Origin of the sequence: Roseivirga ehrenbergii, from assembly GCF_001593005.1 — a bacterium.
In the GTDB taxonomy this organism is placed as follows: domain Bacteria; phylum Bacteroidota; class Bacteroidia; order Cytophagales; family Cyclobacteriaceae; genus Roseivirga; species Roseivirga ehrenbergii.
This window is the reverse complement of sequence record NZ_LQZQ01000006.1, coordinates 1-16,621: the sequence shown is the minus strand read 5'-3', so window position 1 is coordinate 16,621 and position 16,621 is coordinate 1. Positions and strand designations below refer to the sequence as shown.

The following is a 16,621-nucleotide window of genomic DNA, read 5'->3' as shown; positions in this document are numbered from 1 at the left end:
CAGACAATTAAATCAAAAAACCATGCCGAAATCATCATTCTTGAAAGAAGCAACTCCTAAGCAATCTGCCCTCCTTCTTTTAGTTTTTTGTAGAAAACGAACCTCATGTTTAAGGGAGAAAAAACCACAGAACACCCAAATATGCCATTCCATTTTAATAAATTGGGGTCATGAAACTGCACATAAAAAACATGGTATGTAACCGCTGCATTAAAGCAATAGAAAGCGCAGTTTTTAATACACTTGGCATTCAAGCAAGCCACGTTCAATTGGGAGAAGTAGAACTCGCTTCTCCTATTTCAGATGAAGAAAAAAAGCGACTTGCCACTCAACTCCAATTACTTGGCTTTGAGTTGCTAGACAATGAAAAATCAGAACGAGTAACGCAAATCAAAAGCCTCATTATTAATGAAATTCATCATGGCGTAGGTTTAAAGCAAGCGAATGAGAATTTCTCTGTTTTTATCTCTTCAAAAATGGGATATGACTACTCCTACCTAAATGATCTATTTTCTTCTTTAGAAGGAAAAACCATTGGCCAATACATTACCCTTCAGAAAATTGAGCGTGCCAAAGAGCTCATCATTTATGATCAGCTGGGCTTGGCCACTATTGCCGACCAACTGGAGTATAACAGTGCGCAATACCTTTCGGCACAATTCAAAAAAACCACAGGCATGACACCCTCGGAGTTTAAAAAATTAGGGCTTCGAAAATCTATAGACTACCATTAGCTAGAAAAAGCGTACATCTAATCTGATTTTGTGTAAGCCATCATTTTCTACGCTTCGCCACCTTTGTTCCAACAAATTCTAAATCAAAAATGGAACATCAATATCAAATTACCGGAATGACTTGTGAAGGCTGCAAAGCTAAAGTGCGTAGAACTTTAGAAGCTTTCTCTGAAGTAACAGAAGCCAACATCAACCTGGCAGATGGCATAACAACCATCAAAATGAATAGCCATGTTAACACGGCTCAATTTCAATCTGCACTATCAGAAAAAGGCAATTATACCATCTCCGAAGTACACTCTAGGCCCATGAGCACAATGGCCATGGAAGAAGAACCAAAAGGCTTTTTTGCCACCTATAAGCCGCTTCTTTTAATTGTTGTTTTTATAGCAGGAGTAAGCGTTTTGGCCCAAACCCCTTTGGATTCTTTTTCTGGAATGTTATGGATGCGCTATTTTATGGCAGGCTTCTTTATTGTTTTCTCATTTTTTAAACTACTCAACCTTCAAGGCTTTGCCGATTCATATAGAATGTACGATATAGTAGCTGAAAAATGGAAAGGCTGGGGTTACATTTATCCTTTTATAGAGTTGGTCTTGGGCTTGGCTTATCTTACAAATTGGAATCCCAACATTACCAATTGGATCACCATTATAGTACTGGGAGTAAGCACTATTGGAGTAGTAAAAAGTAACTTGAACAAACGAAAAATTAAGTGCGCTTGCCTTGGCGATGTATTCAACCTACCTATGAGCACAGTAACTGTTGTAGAGGACGTGACCATGTTGGCAATGGCCGCATTTATGTTGATATAGTTAAGCCTTAATTCTTGAGGCAGAAAACATAAAGATCATACAGTTTGAGAGGTGAATCTATCAAGGGTGGTTATCAAACTACAGTAACCACCCCTTTTAAATAAGCTTTATCTCAACCTTTAAAGTTCTAATTAGCTTTCAGTTTGTAATCAATCTTTACGGTTTGCTCAGAAAACATACTGCCCCTTTCAGAAGAAGCTCCGCCTCCAGTTCCGCCTTGTCCACCGCCAGCTCCAGCGCCACCACGGCCTCCACCTCCAGCACCGCCACGGCCGCCACCGCCACCAGTTCCTCCACCAGAAGGTGCACCTCCTCCACCTTGAGGTTGCGAGATTGCATTTACAGTAAATGAAATTTCTAAATCAGATTGACTTAGTACGTTTAAATCTACAGTACCATCAAAGAGCTCTTGTAATGGAATTGCCAGTTCATAACTTAGCAGTCTTGTTCTTCCTTCTCCTTCTAAATAAAGGTCTACCTGCATATCCTTCATTTGATTCACCCCTAGGGTTCCATTGAGATTTGAAAAACCTTTCAGCTTGGCCTCATTTTTAGATTCCAACATACTCATCAACATCATTTCTTGTAGCAAAGCCCTGTCCTCTGCCGAGCCCTGTGCCCTTAAATTACCACTGGATTTATCTTTAGCCGGTAGCGGAAAGTCAATTTTCGCATTTAACTTGGGTTTAGTTTTGGCCTTCAATTTAATAGACATCCCTGCTTGCATTACTTTGTTTAATGCTTGTTGATTTGCCGCCTGAAAAATTAAATAAAGGTTCTCATTATCATTTTTAACTCCTGTCAAAAAAGAGGTTTCCTCATCTTTAATCAATTCTTCAGCTGTCCAAACTTGGGTATTTGAAGCTGATTCAGATTGAGTGCCCTGGGCCTTAATTACCTGACATGTAATTAACAGGCCTGCCAATAAAAAAATATTCTTCATGTGTCGTTATATTAATTCCACTTCGACAGTTTTTAAGCTTATAGGTTTAAAAGCTTTATCAAGTATATTTTTAGTTTAAAACCCCATTGCATAATTTGATTGATTAACTTTGCGGTATGCAGTGGTCAAAGACCTTAATGGCCTTATTAATTCTCTTTTTTAGCCTTACGCCTTGTGCCGAAGGTTGGGAAGAAGACAACTGTGCAGACGAAAACGGAATTCATTCGGAAACAGAGCCATGTGATTCACATGAAGATGCAGATACTTGCACTCCTTTTTGTGCCTGTGCCTGCTGTCACATTCCACTCACTACGGTTTACATTTTCCCAAAAATGCCACAAAATGATCCTCCTGTGGACTTCTTAGTTGAAGTATCTGGAAATATCACTCCTCCTCTTTTTGAAATTTGGCAGCCCCCTAAAATCTAATGTTCGTTCAGAATACAGTTAGATTTTCAATTCAAATTCAATTTTAAAAATGATTAAAAGATTCTTTTTAGCATCTGTATTAATGGTGCTCTTTACCCATATGGCCATTGGCCAAAACAGCATTAGGTTTCAGGTTTTTGATGAAGAAACCAACGAACCACTAGTCGGAGCCACAGCTTTTGTAAGCACTACCAAAGGCGGAATATCGGATAGTCAAGGGTTTGTTACGCTCACCAATTTAAGCGGAACGGAAGTAGAAGTCCGTTTCTCTTTTGTAGGTTATGAAACACAAACCAACACTTATGTTTTTAGTGAAGTAGGTGACGAAACCATCAAAATTATGATGGAATCGGCTACGGAAGAGCACGAAGAAGTGGCCATTGTTACGGCCACCCGTTCTAGTAGAAGCATTGAAGAAATACCAACCCGAATCGAGTTTTTAGGAACAGAGGAGTTGGAAGAAAAGGCAGTAATGAAATCGGCCAATATTGCCATGTTGCTTCGCGAAAGTACGGGTATTCAAATGCAAATTACTTCACCAAGTTCGGCCAACCAGAGCATCAGAATTCAAGGTTTAGACGGACGCTACACTCAACTATTAAAGGATGGATTTCCACTTTATGGTGGTTTTTCTGGCGGTTTGAGCATTATGCAAATCCCACCTTTAGACCTAAAGCAAGTTGAAGTTATCAAAGGCAGTAATGCCACTTTGTATGGTGGTGGTGCCATTGCGGGTTTGGTAAACTTGGTAAGTATTCAGCCCGAAGACGAAGCAAGATTTAGGTTAATGCTAGATCAAACTTCGGCCGGAGGTACAACCGTGAATACCTTTTACGCCAAACGAAATGATAAATTTGGAATGAGTTTATTTGCTTCTGGCGGTTTACAAAAAGCTTACGATGTAAATGATGATAATTTCTCCGACATCCCTGAATCAAAAGCCTTAACCTTCAACCCTACTTTCTTTTATTACCCAAGTGCAGACAGTAAAATCAGACTGGCCCTAAGTGGTACTTTTGAAGATCGACTGGGTGGAAATTTAGACGCTATTGATGCGGAACAAAGTAACGCAAACGCTTATTTACAAGAGAATAACACCAATAGACTTTCTTATCAGTTGAGTTATGAGAAAAATTGGGATGCGAACAGGTCGTTCACAATCAAAAACAGTTTGTTGAGTTTTGACCGTACTATTCAGGAGCCAAGCTTGACGTTTAATGGTCAGCAATACGCCACTTTCAGCGAGGCGGCCTATTCTTTCGGAAGAGACAAAAGCAGATGGATTGTAGGTACTAACCTTTATTCTGACAACTTTACGGAAGACAGCGGCACAAACAATAACCGCAATTACGAGCAAATAACTACTGGTGCTTTTATTCAACAAGTAGAACAAGTTTCAGAAACATTCTCAATCGAATCAGGCGTTAGACTTGACTACAACAATGATTATGGTTGGTTTGCACTTCCGAGAGTAGCACTTTTCTACAACCCTGCTTCTAAATTTTCTTACCGACTGGGCGGTGGGCTTGGATACAAAACACCAACCATCTTTACAGAAGATACCGAGAGGTTATCATTCAGAGGCTTGGATGCTTCGAACTTAACCAGCCTTGATGCCGAAAAATCTTTTGGTGGAAACTTCGATATCAACTACAAAACTGCCATTGGCGAACGTTGGACTTTCAGTGTAAATCAGTTGTTTTTCTATACCCAACTAAACGACCCATTGGCGCTTCGTCAGGTTCCGCTTACAAACTCATTTAGGTTTGAAAATGCTGGCGACCATATGCGCTCTCAGGGATTGGAAACTAACCTAAAATTGACCTACAATGATTTCAAATTGTTCTTCAATTACGCCCTAATTGATGCGCAAGAGAAGTTTGACAACCGAAATGATCAAAAGCCATTAACCGCCAAACATAATATTGGGGCGGTTTTGGTATATGAAGAAGAAGGAAAATGGAGAATCGGACTTGAAGCTTACTATACTGGCGAGCAATACAGAAGAGATTTGACCAGAACGGATAATTACTGGATTACGGGTCTAATGGTGTTACGTAAATTCGAGCACATTAGTCTCTACAGTAACTTCGAAAACTTCTCTGACACACGTCAATCTAAATTCGAAAACATTAATTTAGGTTCTAATATGAGCCCATCAGATTTAGACATCTGGGCACCGCTAGAAGGTTTTGTGGTAAACTTTGGGGTCATCATTGATTTCGGTCATTCAGGACACCATTAAGAGGCAATACTCCTTAAAAGGCACGTTTCATAATTATTTGAGGCGTGCCTTTTTTATGTGTATGTGTACAATATCACCTAGTTTTAAGTCGGGCAAATTACACCTAAGCTCAATTCAGGCTGAGATCGCTAACTTTGTTATATCTTAGCCGTAAGTCAACTCAATAATACCATAGATATGAACCTTAAAGCATCTGCCCTACTCCTTTCTGCCTTTGTCGTGGCTTGTTCTTCGCCACAAAAAACGGAGAAAGCTGAATCCAAATCCAAAGTTCAAGAAATTGTAGATGAAGCCATTGCGTTTCATGGTATGGAAGGCCTAAACGATGCAGAGTTTTCACTCACCTTTAGAAATATTGACTATACCTATACCAACCATAAGGGCATTTTCGAATACACCCGTACCCAAATCGATAGCATTGGCCAAACTGTTTTTGATGTTATGAATAATAATGGTTTAGTAAGGCTAACCAATGGCGATACGACTGATTTGACAGAAGAAAATAGAGCGGCTTATACCCGCTCGGTTAACTCTGTTATTTACTTTTTCCGATTACCCTTTGGGTTAAATGATGCCGCGGTAAACAAAACTTATGTGGGTGAAAAAGAAATGAAGGGCAAAACCTATTATGAGGTAAAAGTCACTTTTGCCCAAGAAGGTGGCGGTGAAGATTTTGATGATGTATTTCTTTATTGGTTCGATAAAGAAGACTACAGCATGGACTATTTGGCTTATTTATACCATACTGATGGAGGGGGAATGCGTTTTCGCGAGGCAATTAATGCAAGGAGAGTTAATGGAGTTCTGATTCAAGACTACGTAAACCTAAAGCCAGAAGATGAGCGCATGGACATTATGAATATAGCTGAACTGTATAACGCGGGTGAGCTTGAGGTACTTTCTGAGATCATAAATGAAGATGTAAAATTCACCCTAAACTAGTAAGGCTTAAAGTAATTAACCGCCCAAACGACCTTTCACCATAAGTTTTAAACCACCTCGACAAAAAGGTGAATATGCTAAGGAAATAAATCAATACTTTAAGACATATAATTCTATTGCTATGTCTTTTAATTTTTCAGAATGGTGGGATACCCTTGAAACTACCCATAAAATTTATTGGGGTTTGGCCATTCCATTTTCCATCATTTTCATTATCCAAATGATCTTGACCTTTGTGGGAGGTGAAGTAGATGTTGATGGAGACCCAGATTTTGACGTAGACAATGATGGCGGTGCGGGCTTCCAGTTTTTCACCTTAAAAAACTTTATTGGCTTCTTTACCATTTTTTCTTGGGCAGGAATTGCATCAATAGATTCGGGCTATAGCGGCCTGACAACGCTAATCATCGCTACAGTATCAGGCCTGATTATGATGACCATAATGGCCTCACTTTTCTACTTTTTCAGTAAACTTACCGACAGCGGCACCATGAACATCAACAATGCAAAAGGCGGAATTGGTGAAGTGTATATGCGTATCTCTGCAGAAAGAGGTAATGTAGGTAGAGTATTGATTAAGGTGCAGGGCTCTTTAAGAGAACTGGAAGCCATCACCGATGACGAAATAGACATCCCAATGGGCTCGGTTGTCAATGTAAAAGACGTCATCAACAACAATATACTTTTAGTGTCTAAAAATTAACCTAATCAATATGAGCGAAACTTTTATCATTATTATTGCCGCTGCGGTCGTCTTTATCTTTGTGATGCTGATTGGCGTCTTCAGACGGTATAAGCGTTGTCCTTCAGATAGAATTTTAGTGGTTTACGGAAGAGTAGGAAACAACGTAGGCACGGACACTGGCCGTTCTGCGAAGTGTATCCACGGGGGCGCTGCCTTTATTTGGCCTGTCATTCAGGACTATGCCTTTCTAGACCTTACTCCAATTTCTATTGAGGTTAACCTCACCAATGCACTAAGTAGACAAAACATTCGCGTGGATGTTCCTTCAAGGTTTACGGTGGGTATTTCTACTGAAGAAGGTGTAATGACCAATGCTGCCGAAAGACTTTTAGGCCTTTCTCAACAAAATATTCACGACCTAGCCAAAGACATTATTTTCGGTCAGTTGCGTTTGGTGGTTGCTACTATGGATATTGAAGAAATTAATTCTAATAGAGATAAATTCTTGGCCAATGTAGCTTCCAATGTTGAAGCGGAATTGAAGAAAATTGGTTTAAAGCTGATTAACGTAAACGTAACCGACATTAAGGATGAGTCGGGCTATATTGAAGCATTAGGTAAAGAAGCTGCTGCAAAAGCGATTAACGATGCAATTAAAAGCGTAGCCGAAAAAGACCGTGATGGTTTGATTGGCCAGGCGAACGCACACCAAGACCAGCGTACACAAGTAGCTGCAGCTGACGCAAGTGCAGTTGAGGGTGAAAACTTAGCGAAGATTAAAGTAGCTCAATCCGATGCACTTCGTTTAGAAAAAGAAGCCGAGGCTAGGAAAATTGCCACCGCTGCTGAAAAAGTACAGTCGGCCAAAGCATTAGAAGAAGCCTACGCTGCAGAACAACAAGCGGAAAATGCCAGAGCGGAAAGAGACAAATCGAGCCAAACGGCTGATGTTGTAATCCCAGCTCAAATTGATAAGCAGCGTGTAGAAATTGCCGCTGAAGCAGAGGCTGAAATGATTAGAAGAAAAGCGCGAGGTGAAGCTGATGCAATTCTTTATATGAAAGAAGCGGAAGCAAAAGGTATTTACGAAGTACTCACAAAACAAGCACAAGGTTTAGAGCAAATTGTGAAAGCCGCTGGCGAAAACTCAAGAGATGCTGTACTCCTACTGATAGCTGATAAACTACCAGAATTGGTAAGGTTGCAAACTGAAGCGATCAAAAACATTAAGATTGATAAGGTGACTGTGTGGGAAGGTGGCAACACTACCGATGGTAAAAATTCAACTGCCAACTTTATTTCTGGATTGTACAAATCAGTTCCCCCATTGCAAGACATGTTCAACATGGCTGGTATGCAATTACCAGATTACCTGAAAGGAAAATCTGCTGAGGAAATTCAGCAGATGGCTGAAGAAGTGAAAAAGAAAGAAGAAGGCGAGGCCTAAATTTTATTCACTTAAAAATTCAAAAGTCAAGTCGAAAGGCTTGACTTTTTTTATGCAGAACAATCGCACGAAATACCGAGTGATAGATAGTTTACTGGCATTTTTCCAACTATATAGTTAATCCCCGAAGGGAAATATTTCGGTCACTCGCTACAAGCGAGCGACTGAATTTTGAATCTAATAATATTAACAGTCGCTCGGCTGTGCCGAGTGACAATTAGCGTTTTGGCATCTTGCCAACTTTACATTCTGCTAGTTCTCAGTGGTGAAGTGGGGTTTGCACTTGAATACTGCCAAAACTCCCCATCAGTCACCAACCCTGCTTCAACAGGGTTATTTCGAATGTATTCAGTTTTCTGGTATTGAATATGGGCAGAATTAAGTTCGATTGGGTAGTTAGTTTTTTGCCAAAACATATATTTTGAATTCTGCCGATAGTATTTCGCATTGAACTCAAACATATGCAAAAGCCATTTCGAACGACCCTCATATTGGTAGTTCTCTTCTATTTCCTTTATGATTTTTTTTGCAGTAAAGCTCTTAAAATCACGTAATATGAAATTCAAATTTCCATCTAAAGATTGAGCAATCATATGAATATGGCTGGGCATAATTACATATTCAAAAACTATCAAACCTTTGTTCTTAACACAAAAGCTAAGGCTCTCAACAATTTTATCACAATAGGCCTGCCTGGTAAATATATCAATCCAATCTACAACGGTTAGTGTAATAAAGTAGGGCAGATCAGTATTCGATTTTCTTAATTCTGACATAGATTTAATCAAACTATTCTTTGAATATAATAAACCTTAGTTTTAAAAACTACCCGTCACTCGCTACAAGCGAGCGACTGAGTTCTGAACCTCAATATCTCAACAGTCGCTCGGCTGTGCCGAGTGACAATTAGCGTTTTGGCATCTTGCCAACCCCATTCTTAGTCAATTGAATGACACCATGATAAAAACTAATAGTAACCTTTTCCTTTCTAATGATCCACTCTTACATTTTATTCAGCGATTGTGTAATATGGCAGCATGAATAAGAAAGTAACCATCGGAGTTGTACAGGCTGCGCCAGAATACCTAAACGTTGAAAAATCCATGCAAAAAGTGGAAGCACTTTTAAGAGAAGCTGCTGCCAAAGGGGCTCAGCTTGTCACTTTTGGAGAAACCTGGTTTACTGGCTATCCCGCTTGGATTGACTACTGCGATGAGTACGCCCGTTGGGACTTCCCCGCTACCAAAACCGTTTTCGCCAGAACACATGAACATAGTTTAGATGTAAATGGGCCAGAGGTAAAGCAAATTGGAGAATGGGCCAAAGAACTAGGCGTAGTGGTGGTGATGGGCATTAATGAAAAAGTAACTTCTGGAATTGGAAATGGCACAATTTACAACAGCCTTCTGACATGGAATGAAAAAGGAGAACTGGCCAACCATCACCGAAAACTTATGCCAACGCATACGGAAAGGTTACTTTATGGTCAAGGTGATGGTGCAGGATTGCAAGCAGTAGACACTTCTTTTGGTAGAATTGGCGGATTGATTTGTTGGGAGCATTGGATGCCACTAACACGCCAAACCATGCATAATTCGGGCGAGCATATTCATGTGGCCGTTTGGCCTAAAGTGCACGATATGCTTCAGGTGGCTACACGTTCATACGCTTTTGAAGGGCGTTGTTTTGCAGTGGGTGTCGGCCAAATTATGCGGGTGAAAGATATTCCTTCAGAACTTAAACTTCCCCCAGAATTTGAAGGAAAACCCGAAAATATGATTCTGAACGGTGGCAGCTGTATTTTCGGGCCAAGTGGAGAAACCATTTTAGCTCCTCAATGGGATATTGAAGGTGTATTCACTGCCGAAGTAGACCTTAACAAATGTTATGAAGAACGATTGGCTTTGGATGTAACAGGGCATTATCAGCGCCACGATATTTTTGAGCTGACTGTAAACAAAAAAAGACCGAAATAAATCGGTCTTTTATATCTCTTTTAGAGCAAGTTACTTACAGTCCTTTCGCTCGTCAATTGTCTCAGCATATTCCCATTTATTGATAACAAACTTAGGATCACCAACGCTAGTGCTGAAACCAGAAAGTGAGTAAGTATAAACAGTTCCCATGCTATCAATGGCTGAAATCTTAGTGAGGTTGTCACCATCCACCGTCAAGTGTAATTCTGTATACGGCCTAGTAGTAGTAGGTACTAACTTAATCATGTTTCCGTCCATTGTTGCTTTGTGCTCATAAGCATAGAAAGTCAACAAGTTGCCATAATCTACAATAGCCTCTGTGTTCTTACCAGGGCAGAAATATAGAATCTGGGAATGATCTTCCTCCTTTGTTCCTACATACTCCACTTTACCATCGTTTAGCCAAGTCTCATTAGGGCCATATTTCAAAATATATTTTTCGCCTTTTACAACCAGTGTTCCTTCCTGAACATTTTTAAAACCCATATCCTCATTATTGGCTTCATAAACAATATTGAGCTTGTAATTAGGAACACTACCATACTTGTTGGCCAGTTTGGTCACCAAGGCATCTGCATTTTGGGCAGATAGAACATGGTTTAAAGACACTACACATAAGAGTGACATTAAAAAAATCTTTACAGTGCGTTTCATCAGTACATACTTTAGTTTTGGAAAATCAATTTCTCCTCGATGGAAAAAAGGAATGTGACGGTATCTAGATTAATTGAGGAAGGTAAAAATAAAAAAATCCTGTGAATTTACACTCACAGGATTGAAATTACTATTCTTTTCGGCTATCCTTTTCGGATATATATATTTCCGTTTCTGGTTTCCATGGTTACTTCGGCTCCGCCACCATTGAGTTTACCTTCCACCCAATCTTCATATTTAACTTTATAACCATTGCCTTCTTTACTCTTTTTAGGAGTTGTTTTTTGAAGAGCAAAATTCTCGAAATCAGTAAAAATATCTCTATGGGTTTTCATTCTCGTGCTAAACTTAGTGCCAGCAGGTACTGTCAAATCGACATTGCCATTATAAGTAGTGAAAATCATTGGTGCATTCGCAGTGACAGAACTGAAAGTAGCCTTTACCTCTCCATTATAAGTACTAGCACTCGCAGAGCCACTTACATTATTTAAAGTGATAGGCCCATTATAACTTTCTATGCTGTGCTCGCCATTTACGCCATCAACTTCAATGGCTCCGTTGTTATAAGTTTTTACCTCAAGGCTAAAATTTGTCGGTACCTGAATCTCAAAGTCAACTCGATTATTCCAACCTTCTGTTTCTACTCTCACAGTGTTATTTCGCTCTTCGGCTTCCACATTAAATCCTCCGCTACTCAACAAGCGCATGCCATTTTCATTAGATTCACGCTCTACCTTTTTACTGTACTTTATCATTTTAACCTTAACCGTAGGCCCCGAATAAGCTGAAATCTTAACCGTTCCATTATGCGATTCAACTTGTAGTTTTCCTTTCTCCCCCGGCTTACTTAAAGGAATTTCAAGTTCCTCGGTGTCTTGCTGGTACGCTTCTTTCCATGCCCCTTCTTCATCTCCAAAGTTCATTTCGAACATACCTTCGATACTGCTCATAGCTTGCTCTATATGCGCACCAAGATCAATTTCAAAATCTGGCCCCATCGCCATCTTCAAGTCTGGGGTTACTTTAACCTTCATTTTTGTATCTACCTTATCCTTTTGAGCACTCAGGCTAAAAGCTGATAAAATCATCAACAGTATTATACTTACCTTTTTCATATTACTTGTTTTTTTGAGTCTTTGATTAAATAATTTTTTCAATGCTCGCTTTGAGCGTCACCTTTACATCTTCTGGCGTTTGATCATTCTCCAGAATAGAATTCAATTCATCCTTCGCTTTTGTTTCTTGTAGCTTCACCATCAATTCGGCCAAGTTCACTTGCATTAAGGGCGACTTTTGTTTTGAAATACTGTTCACCAATCCTTCTCTTACTTTAGGGTCATTGGCAAACTCTGCCAATGTATTTAAGGCAGCAATCCGAACATTCGTACTGGGGTCGCTGTTGAGAGTAAGAAAAAGTGCATCGATGACTTTTTGATTGGAAGAAGAAAGCTGAGACGACATTTGCACGCCTTTCAATCTGTCCGAAACTGATTCCTTTTCCAACATTGCCATCATCATCATTTCTCGCATCTCTACCATCTGACCATTTAAATCTGAGAGTTCCTCCTTATATGAGTTATTCCCCCAAGTTGTTCCGAAGAAAAGACCAACAGCTAACAGGCCAATGCCAAAGGCCATTCTACCATACTGGTTAGCGAAAAGGAAACTCTTTATTTTTTCTAACAAGGAAGATCCATAATTGGCTTCAGGCTGTTTTACCTGTGCCTCATTCAGCATTTGGTAGAAGTTTTCTTTCAACACAGACGAAGGTTCAGGTGCGGATGAACTCAGCATTACCCCCTGAATTTTAGCCATTTCTTCGACCTCAGCCATATCAATATGCCCTTCTCGAACGTATTGGTGGAATTCCTTTTCCCTTTCAGGCGAAAGTGTGCCATCAATAAACTCAGTAATCATTGACATATATTTTTCTTCCATCTTATTTACTTTTTAGCTTTCATCACCCTTATATCTCCATTCAGTGTTTTGAATGAGAACTCTGGCCCTCCGCTTCCTACTTGGTAACTATTGGAGTTGTCAATCTTATATTTTGTACCTCCGCGCTCGCCCTTATTGGCTACTAGTTTTGGCGATAGTTTTTGAGAGAAATCGAAATCACTGTACACCTCTCCCCATTGACTTTCGAAATTGTAAATGGCACCCAAATTAGCTGGAGCAAATATTTCTATCTCCCCATTCACCGTTTGGAACTCAGCAAACTCGGTAGGCATTTTTAAATAATTCACCTCGATTTTACCATTTACCGTACTGGCTTTAGTATTGCTTTCTACATCAATCAACCTTACATCGCCATTCACATTGTTGGCATAAACTTCACCTTTCACACCTTTAATGTAGAGGTCGCTATTGTTTACAGTAGAGATTTTCACGCTAATGTTTCTGGGTACTTTCACTTTGTAGTCAAGCCTTGCCCTGTAATTAACTCGTTCCCGATCTTGATTCCAGTCCCAACCACAAGCCAGAGGATCATCTTTTTCCCTCACCTGATTATTTGGAGTAGTGAAACGGGCTCGCACAAAACCATCGCCTTGAGCAAAATCAAGTTTCACCTCTTCCATTCCCTGCTTAATTTCTGATTGATTTCCAGAAATTTGTTTCTGAACTTCTATTTCTATGGTGTTTTCATCATGGGCTTCCACTTCAATATTCCCCTCGATATTGCACACAGCAAACCATGTTGCCTTTTCATTTTTTACCGTAAAACTCTTCTTTACTGTTTCCGTTTCGCTTTGCCCCTTAACCATCAGGGCCGGCAAAAATGCCAAAAGCAAAACCATACACTTTATCACTTTCATCATTCAGCTATTTTGTTGTTTCATTGCGCAGAAGGAGTTGCCTCCAACTGCATATAGACCATTTTTAAATCCTTCAATGCTCTGAAGATTCGCACCTTCACCGCACTTTCAGTAATTCCCAGTAAGTCGGCAATGTCTTTATATCGCATTTCTTGATACTTACTGAGAATAAGCACTTCCTTCTTTTCGAAAGTCAGTTGATTCATGGCATGCTGCAGCAAATCCATTTCCTCCCTTTGAATTCTATTCGACTCTGCATTATTCTCGTTTCTGAAGTATTTATCAGTCACCTCTACATCTTCTTTGTAGCCCATCTTTTTATTTTTCCGATAATGATCGGCAAAAAGATTTCGAGCCATATGGTACATCCAGGTTTTAAACTGGCCGTCTCCTTTATAGCTGTGTTTGTACTTCATCATTCTCAAAAACACATTTTGAACTAAATCCTCACTTATCTCACGATCAAGGGTTAAGCGATAGAAAAACCCATACAGGCTCTTGTTATATCGCTCGAACAACAACCCGAGTTTATCGAGCTGCCCTTCTTTTACTTGTAGCATTAACGCGTTGTCAGAGAGAGAATCCAATCGTCTTTTTTAAGAATTCAATGGGGGAAACCTAAGCTTTTTAGAAAGGTTACAAGTCAAGGTACACTTTTTTGATTTTATTCAGATATGCCCTATATTCAAACACCCAAGCACTATCGAATTATGGAAATGACAAAAGAAAGCCTAGAACAAGAAATTCAAGCGCTCAACGCTCAACTTACTGGAGACATGTTTAAAGACATGGACATTAAGGATAAAATACACAATTTGACTATGAAACTGAATGGGGTAAAACCTATGGATTCATCTTTTGAATGTGTGGGCTGTGGAAGCTAAGCCATGAAAATAGCACCAAATTCAACCTTAAAAATTGAGCCTCTTTTGGCTCTTTTTTTATTTCTTTTTACCGCTTGTAGCGAACCGAATAACCAAAGAGAAGTCCCTACCGATAATCCTTTCATTGTGGTTTTGGGTGTCGCACAAGATGCTGGCTACCCACAGGCCGGTCAAAAACAAGAATGGGAATTAATTAAAGAGAGAAGCGCAAGACCAAAGAATGCAGTGGCGCTTGGTCTTGTTGACCCCACCACAAAACAGCGTTGGCTTTTTGAGGCTACTCCCGACTTTAAGCTTCAGCTGCAAATGTTAGATGATGTTTCTGAAACCAACAACTATCCAATGGACGGAATTTTCTTAACACATGCGCATATTGGCCATTACACTGGGCTCATTCATTTGGGTCGAGAAGTGATGGGCACTTCGAGTGTTCCTGTTTATGCTATGCCTAAAATGAAGGCTTTCTTGGAAGAAAATGGGCCTTGGAGTCAATTGGTTGATTTAAATAATATTGAAATCAAGCCTCAACAGGATAGCATTGCCATTCAATTGAACAATAGTGTTTCCGTTACGCCTTTTACCGTTCCTCATCGGGATGAGTTTTCAGAAACCGTTGGTTATGAAATTAGGATCAAGGATAAGTCCATCGTTTTCATTCCAGACATTGACAAGTGGAGCAAATGGAATCAAGATATTATTGAAGTAATTCGAAAAAGCGACATGGCACTACTAGACGCTTCTTTCTTCAAGAATGGCGAAATACCTGGGCGCGACATGAGTGAAATACCTCATCCCTTTGTTGAAGAAAGTATGAGCCTATTCGGTAAACTATCGGATGAAGACAAGGCTAAAGTTTATTTCATTCATTTTAACCATACCAATCCAATGAACTTCAGCGATAGTGATGAATCGAAATTGGTTAGAGAGAAAGGTTTTAAGATTGCTTATGAAGGACAAATTCTAGAGTTTTAATAACATCGATCATAACAATCTATAACACTCCATAGTTATTTTTCTAGCTCTTCAGGAGCTTAAAATTAGCTATATGGAGATTCATCAACAAGAATTAGAAATATTATTGAGCGTTGTTATTGCCACGGTACTTTGCGGTATTGTAGGTTATGAGCGCGAAAGCCGAGACAAACCTGCTGGCCTCAGAACCAATATGATTGTTGGTGGCTTTAGCTGTTTAATTGTTTCGTTATCGCTCCCCTTGGTCGACTTTATTCATAATTATGAACTTCACGAAGCAGTTAAAGCCGACCCTATTAGGATTTTACAAGCCCTTGTTGTTGGAATTAGTTTTATTGGTGCTGGAACTATCATTAAGCAAAACAACGATAAAGTAAAAGGACTAACTACTGCGGCCACCTTACTTTACTGCCTTGGAATTGGCATTGCCACCGCATTACATAAGTACATTATCGCTGTCGGCATCACGTTTATTATTTTAATCATTAACTACTCTTTCACCAGAGTAAAAGAAAAAATCACTGATGATTTAGGGGAAGGCAAAGTACCTGATTAAGATTATTTGTTAGTAAAAAGAACCTTTCAATTCCCCAAACGATCTGATAAAAAAGCAGTTTCACCAACATAATAGCGATTTAACGAAGGAGAATATAGGATATAAACACAGTGCATAAAAACAAAAAAAAACAGCCGTTTCTGACTGTCTTTTGGTGGGCGCTGAGGCTCCGAAGCCTCGGAGCGAACCACCGACCCTTAGGAAAACCTCAGCAAAATATCTTCGATAATTTTAGGCTCAGACTTCAGCTCCTCTATAAATTTCCTACTCTTCTGTTGCTTAATAAATAGCTCAATCTTTAAGGCCTGACTTCGATCAACACATTCAATTTCTAAAAACAACTCCCAATCCGAGGCAGACTTAGTGCTTGCATTTTTGTAAAAACCAGAGTTATGCTGCTCCAAACGACCTGATACAAAAGCAGTTTCGCCAACATAGTAGCGATTTACCGAAGGGGAATATAGAATATAAACACAGTGCATAAAAACAAAAAAAGACAGCCGTTTCTGACTGTCTTTTGGTGG

The 16,621-nt window shown here is 39.7% G+C and carries 19 protein-coding genes; 11 read left to right on the top strand and 8 right to left on the bottom strand.

The annotated features are described in order from the left end of the window. The first annotated feature begins 170 nt into the window (after window positions 1-170). Together MB14_RS06730 and MB14_RS06725 are read left to right on the top strand one after the other, a co-directional pair. Window positions 171-734: a helix-turn-helix domain-containing protein gene (locus MB14_RS06730; RefSeq protein ID WP_062590750.1), complete on the top strand. Its 564-nt coding sequence runs from the start codon at window positions 171-173 to the stop codon at window positions 732-734. 89 nt (window positions 735-823) lie between these two features. Next, window positions 824-1,549 carry a heavy-metal-associated domain-containing protein gene (locus tag MB14_RS06725; RefSeq protein ID WP_062590748.1) on the top strand — a complete coding sequence of 242 codons (726 nt, stop codon included), beginning with the start codon at window positions 824-826 and terminating at the stop codon, window positions 1,547-1,549. Between the two features lie 127 nt (window positions 1,550-1,676). Here the strand turns inward: MB14_RS06725 and MB14_RS06720 are convergent, their stop codons facing one another. Beyond that, window positions 1,677-2,492 carry a hypothetical protein gene (locus tag MB14_RS06720; RefSeq protein ID WP_062590746.1) on the bottom strand — a complete coding sequence of 272 codons (816 nt, stop codon included), beginning with the start codon at window positions 2,490-2,492 and terminating at the stop codon, window positions 1,677-1,679. Window positions 2,493-2,608: 116 nt separating this feature from the next. On the opposite strand from MB14_RS06720, the gene MB14_RS06715 reads away from it, so the two are divergent. The 5 genes from MB14_RS06715 (at window position 2,609) to MB14_RS06695 (ending at window position 8,239) form a co-directional block, all read left to right on the top strand. Continuing rightward, the gene (locus MB14_RS06715; protein WP_132644119.1) at window positions 2,609-2,920 is read left to right on the top strand and encodes a hypothetical protein; all 312 of its coding nucleotides are present in this window, start codon (window positions 2,609-2,611) and stop codon (window positions 2,918-2,920) included. A gap of 49 nt (window positions 2,921-2,969) precedes the next feature. After that, the gene (locus MB14_RS06710; protein WP_062590742.1) at window positions 2,970-5,165 is read left to right on the top strand and encodes a TonB-dependent receptor; all 2,196 of its coding nucleotides are present in this window, start codon (window positions 2,970-2,972) and stop codon (window positions 5,163-5,165) included. Window positions 5,166-5,342: 177 nt separating this feature from the next. Next, window positions 5,343-6,107 carry a DUF6503 family protein gene (locus MB14_RS06705; RefSeq protein WP_084375990.1) on the top strand — a complete coding sequence of 255 codons (765 nt, stop codon included), beginning with the start codon at window positions 5,343-5,345 and terminating at the stop codon, window positions 6,105-6,107. Between the two features lie 121 nt (window positions 6,108-6,228). Further along, window positions 6,229-6,810 carry a hypothetical protein gene (locus MB14_RS06700; RefSeq protein ID WP_062299732.1) on the top strand — a complete coding sequence of 194 codons (582 nt, stop codon included), beginning with the start codon at window positions 6,229-6,231 and terminating at the stop codon, window positions 6,808-6,810. Between the two features lie 10 nt (window positions 6,811-6,820). Beyond that, the gene (locus tag MB14_RS06695; protein WP_062590740.1) at window positions 6,821-8,239 is read left to right on the top strand and encodes a flotillin family protein; all 1,419 of its coding nucleotides are present in this window, start codon (window positions 6,821-6,823) and stop codon (window positions 8,237-8,239) included. A gap of 242 nt (window positions 8,240-8,481) precedes the next feature. On the opposite strand, the gene MB14_RS06690 is transcribed toward MB14_RS06695, so the two are convergent. Further along, window positions 8,482-9,015: a transposase gene (locus MB14_RS06690; RefSeq protein ID WP_062590737.1), complete on the bottom strand. Its 534-nt coding sequence runs from the start codon at window positions 9,013-9,015 to the stop codon at window positions 8,482-8,484. A 261-nt stretch (window positions 9,016-9,276) separates the two neighbouring features. Here MB14_RS06690 and MB14_RS06685 point away from each other — a divergent pair, with 261 nt between their 5' ends. Beyond that, window positions 9,277-10,215: a carbon-nitrogen hydrolase family protein gene (locus MB14_RS06685; protein ID WP_062590735.1), complete on the top strand. Its 939-nt coding sequence runs from the start codon at window positions 9,277-9,279 to the stop codon at window positions 10,213-10,215. 30 nt (window positions 10,216-10,245) lie between these two features. Here MB14_RS06685 and MB14_RS06680 read toward each other — a convergent pair whose 3' ends face one another. From MB14_RS06680 to MB14_RS06660, 5 genes are all read right to left on the bottom strand, one after another. Beyond that, window positions 10,246-10,842, bottom strand: coding sequence for a hypothetical protein (locus MB14_RS06680; RefSeq protein ID WP_221405469.1), 597 nt, complete (start codon window positions 10,840-10,842; stop codon window positions 10,246-10,248). Between the two features lie 170 nt (window positions 10,843-11,012). Beyond that, window positions 11,013-11,984: a DUF4097 family beta strand repeat-containing protein gene (locus MB14_RS06675; RefSeq protein ID WP_062590731.1), complete on the bottom strand. Its 972-nt coding sequence runs from the start codon at window positions 11,982-11,984 to the stop codon at window positions 11,013-11,015. A gap of 25 nt (window positions 11,985-12,009) precedes the next feature. Next, window positions 12,010-12,807 carry a HEAT repeat domain-containing protein gene (locus MB14_RS06670; protein ID WP_062590728.1) on the bottom strand — a complete coding sequence of 266 codons (798 nt, stop codon included), beginning with the start codon at window positions 12,805-12,807 and terminating at the stop codon, window positions 12,010-12,012. A 5-nt stretch (window positions 12,808-12,812) separates the two neighbouring features. Next, window positions 12,813-13,688 carry a DUF4097 family beta strand repeat-containing protein gene (locus tag MB14_RS06665; RefSeq protein WP_062590726.1) on the bottom strand — a complete coding sequence of 292 codons (876 nt, stop codon included), beginning with the start codon at window positions 13,686-13,688 and terminating at the stop codon, window positions 12,813-12,815. Window positions 13,689-13,705: 17 nt separating this feature from the next. After that, a complete protein-coding gene (locus tag MB14_RS06660) occupies window positions 13,706-14,245 on the bottom strand; it encodes an RNA polymerase sigma factor (RefSeq protein ID WP_084375989.1) in 540 nt (179 codons plus the stop codon). A gap of 156 nt (window positions 14,246-14,401) precedes the next feature. Between MB14_RS06660 and MB14_RS06655 the strand changes: the two genes are divergently transcribed. From MB14_RS06655 to MB14_RS06645, 3 genes are all read left to right on the top strand, one after another. Beyond that, window positions 14,402-14,569, top strand: a complete 168-nt coding sequence (locus MB14_RS06655; RefSeq protein ID WP_165899495.1) for a hypothetical protein — start codon at window positions 14,402-14,404, stop codon at window positions 14,567-14,569. A gap of 3 nt (window positions 14,570-14,572) precedes the next feature. After that, window positions 14,573-15,541, top strand: coding sequence for an MBL fold metallo-hydrolase (locus tag MB14_RS06650; protein ID WP_062590720.1), 969 nt, complete (start codon window positions 14,573-14,575; stop codon window positions 15,539-15,541). Window positions 15,542-15,614: 73 nt separating this feature from the next. Beyond that, complete coding sequence (locus MB14_RS06645; protein WP_062590718.1) at window positions 15,615-16,097, top strand: MgtC/SapB family protein; 483 nt, start codon at window positions 15,615-15,617, stop codon at window positions 16,095-16,097. A gap of 197 nt (window positions 16,098-16,294) precedes the next feature. Here MB14_RS06645 and MB14_RS06640 read toward each other — a convergent pair. Then, window positions 16,295-16,621, bottom strand: a 327-nt coding sequence (locus tag MB14_RS06640; RefSeq protein WP_062590716.1) for a GIY-YIG nuclease family protein, incomplete at its 5' end; no start/stop codon positions are given.